The 2881-nt window shown below is 52.9% G+C and carries 4 protein-coding genes and 1 pseudogene; 3 read left to right on the forward strand and 2 right to left on the reverse strand.

The window, feature by feature from the left end; all coding sequences use genetic code 11:
* Both SV253_09765 and SV253_09770 read left to right on the forward strand, forming a co-directional pair.
* A partial coding sequence (locus tag SV253_09765; protein ID MDY6776337.1) for a transposase occupies positions 1-1145 on the forward strand: 1145 nt, incomplete at its 5' end.
* Positions 1146-1177: 32 nt separating this feature from the next.
* Positions 1178-1336: pseudogene (locus tag SV253_09770) on the forward strand (type II toxin-antitoxin system HicA family toxin).
* 15 nt (positions 1337-1351) lie between these two features.
* Here SV253_09770 and SV253_09775 read toward each other — a convergent pair.
* On the reverse strand, positions 1352-1912 hold the full coding sequence (locus SV253_09775; GenBank protein MDY6776338.1) for a type IV pilin: 561 nt from the start codon (positions 1910-1912) through the stop codon (positions 1352-1354).
* Between the two features lie 217 nt (positions 1913-2129).
* Between SV253_09775 and SV253_09780 the strand changes: the two genes are divergently transcribed.
* Complete coding sequence (locus SV253_09780) at positions 2130-2330, forward strand: cold shock domain-containing protein (protein ID MDY6776339.1); 201 nt, start codon at positions 2130-2132, stop codon at positions 2328-2330.
* Positions 2331-2468: 138 nt separating this feature from the next.
* Here the strand turns inward: SV253_09780 and SV253_09785 are convergent, their stop codons facing one another.
* A complete protein-coding gene (locus SV253_09785; protein MDY6776340.1) occupies positions 2469-2759 on the reverse strand; it encodes a translation initiation factor eIF-1A in 291 nt (96 codons plus the stop codon).
* Positions 2760-2881: the final 122 nt, after the last annotated feature.

Genomic DNA, 2881 nt, shown 5'->3' on the forward strand with positions numbered 1-2881 from the left:
AGATTACTGACCTCAAAGAGTGGTGGGACGAGCTTAACGACCTGTACTCCACAGTGGCACAAGCCGCTGTTATGCGAATCGAGGACAGCATCAAAAGTCTCTCACAACTCAAACAGAACGGATACGATGTCGGGAGTCTCAACTGGAAGGCACCTAGCGAGTTCAGGAGTTTCAAATACGTGCAGTCTGGCTTCGAGTTCGACAAGAAGAACGGCCAGAAAGTACTCTCACTCTCGAAACTCGCTGATATTCCAATCAGTTACCACCGTGAGATTCCAGACGATGTAATCATCAAAGAGGTCTGTATCAAGAAAGAACGGACTGGTGAATGGTACGCTTCGTTCGCCGTCGAAGGCAAAGAAGAGCCACCGAAACCAGATAATCCTGACCGCTGTGTTGGGATTGACGTTGGCATCCTCAAGTACTCTCACGACACTGACGGGCGTGCTGTAGGCTCACTCGGCCTGGAAGACGAACGAGAACGTCTCAAGCGTGAACAACGGTTGCTCTCACGAAAACAGCACGGGTCGAACAACTGGGAGGAACAACGGCTGAACGTAGCTGAGTGCCACCAGCAAGTCAGGCGGAAACGCCATGACTTCCTGCACAAGCTCTCGAATTATTACGCTACTGAGTACGACTTGGTGGCTGTCGAGGACCTGGACGTGAAGCCGATGCTGGAGTCGTCTGGAAACAGTCGGAACACGGCTTCGGCAGCGTGGGACACGTTCACCACGATGCTTGAGTACAAATGCAAGCGCGAAGGCACGCACTTCGTTGAGGTTGAGCCAGCAGGCACGACCAAAGAGTGTGCCTCCTGTGGTGTCGAATCAGACAAACCGCTTTGGGTTCGAGAGCATTCGTGTCCTGCTTGTGGCTTTGAGATGGATAGGGACGCAAACGCTGCGATTAATATCCTTTCTCGCGGTTTCGAGAAGCTAGGACTGGGACAGTCCGAAGATACAACGCCTGTGGAGACTGTGCTCCCTATGTTCACCTCATCAGATAGCTCTGATGTTGTGGATGTAAAGCACGTCGTGGAAACAGGAAGCCCCTGCCTCAAGGAGTCGTTCGAAAGACCGGAGGTCTTTCGTGATGACGAGAGAGCTTCGCTCTCTCGAACCACCGCCGAAGACGGCGAGTAGGCAGGGGTAGTTCACAGAGCCGAACAGGTAGCCATGTAACCCTGACCGAGGTTACTGACGGAGGTGAGTTCCGTCGAGTTACGGTTCCACAGAAAGACAGAATCCCCACCGGCACACTCCGGAGTATAGCCGACCAAGCTGGTGCCAACGATTTCGAGGAGTTCTGTAAATGGATAGATCAAAACCGGTAGGTGAAGTATACCCACTTACTCGGCTGTTAGGCTCCGACTAAAGATAACCGTGCCCGACGCAGTGTCGACTACTCTGACCCTCACCTCGTCTCCCGGATCGAGGCTCATTCCGTCGCCGCTCTGTTTTATCCTGAACCTGACTGTCTCACCCGACGACCAGACTCCGTCGGTGTCGGAGCCTCCTTCTGTTATAGCTCCTCCTGCCTGGAGGGCACTCTGGGAGAAGACGTCGTCTCCTTCGACGTTCTCGTCGTCGAGGTCTCTGTCGTCCGAAGGCAGGTCGACGAGTCTACCCGACTTTCGGTTCGGGAGTTCGACTACTATCTCGGTCTCCGAGACGTCGATATCGCCGCCAGCGACGTTGCGGAGACGCACCGTCTGGTCACAGTAGCCTCCCTCACATACCTCGTCGGCTTCAAGAGTCCCCGCTTCGATACGCGCCATCTTCGGCTGACTCAGCTGTGAGGCTGTCCCTGAGACTGAGAAGAAGACCCCCGCCGCAAGTAGGACTACGGTAGCCACGAGAAGCACGACACCTATAACGGGTGAAACGCCTCTGTCGTCCTCTCTCGGCATTGGCGTTTAGACACATCTGTGTAGTATTATACTTGTGGTACAGTCTTCGAACTCGGACGTATTTGTGACAGGTCGGTCGGTATCTGCCGCCAGAACACCGTATCTACAGTAGGATTCTCCTCAGAGTCTGTGTATCAGAACATCTGTTCAGTCTTCGGAGTTCTCGGAGTACAGATACGGAAGGTTTATCCGTGTACGTTCAGTTTGTTAAGTTGCAATGGCAAACGGTAAGGTTGATTTCTTCAACGACACAGGCGGTTACGGTTTCATAGAGACGGACGCGACCGAGGAAGGAGAGGACGTCTTCTTCCACATGGAGGACGTCGGCGGTGACGATCTCACAGAAGGCACAGAGATAGAGTTCGAGATAGAAGAGGCTCCCAAGGGTCCCCGCGCGACTGACGTCGTCCGCGTATAAGCTCGGATCTTAATTTAGACAGAAGATCTTTTGTTTGCGTTAATTAGTCAAGAGTCGGTAGCTTTGGCTCTGTCGTAGATATAGTTAGCCAGTTGTACAATAATAGAGAATACAGCTTACTTACGAAGTATAGAAGAGTTAGTCTATATGTCCTTCTTCACGAAGCTGGTCGGCGTCCTGGCTGTCGTATCTCCACTCTATGTTAGCCTTGCCGTCCTGCCAGTCCCAGGGCTCGGCTATTACGATGTCGCCCTCCTCTATCCACGTCCTGTACTTCATACGTCCCGGGATACGTCCCATACGCTCCTCACCGTCCTCACATCTGATACTCACGTGGTTGCCCCCGTTGTGCTGTGTGACTACGGCGAATAACTCGTCGCCCTCGGGCATACGTAGGTTACGGTGACCTGTCTGGGTTTTCTTACTCATAAGACTACTACGTTCCGACGACGGATAAAGTACCGTGTGAGGAGTGTTAGCTAGGTCTCTACCTACGCTCTGGAGTCGGCTCTGAGGGCTTACCCCGTAGATCTCCATTCTTTATTGTTATA

Origin of the sequence: Candidatus Afararchaeum irisae (genome assembly GCA_034190545.1) — an archaeon.
Lineage (GTDB): Archaea > Halobacteriota > Halobacteria > Halobacteriales > Afararchaeaceae > Afararchaeum > Afararchaeum irisae.

Bases quoted from the DNA above. Each gene is read 5' to 3' on its own strand.
- SV253_09780 (MDY6776339.1), top strand. From the start codon at position 2,130: ATGGCAAACGGTAAGGTTGATTTCTTCAACGACACAGGCGGTTACGGT.
- SV253_09785 (MDY6776340.1), bottom strand. From the start codon at position 2,759: ATGAGTAAGAAAACCCAGACAGGTCACCGTAACCTACGTATGCCCGAG.
- SV253_09775 (MDY6776338.1), bottom strand. From the start codon at position 1,912: ATGCCGAGAGAGGACGACAGAGGCGTTTCACCCGTTATAGGTGTCGTG.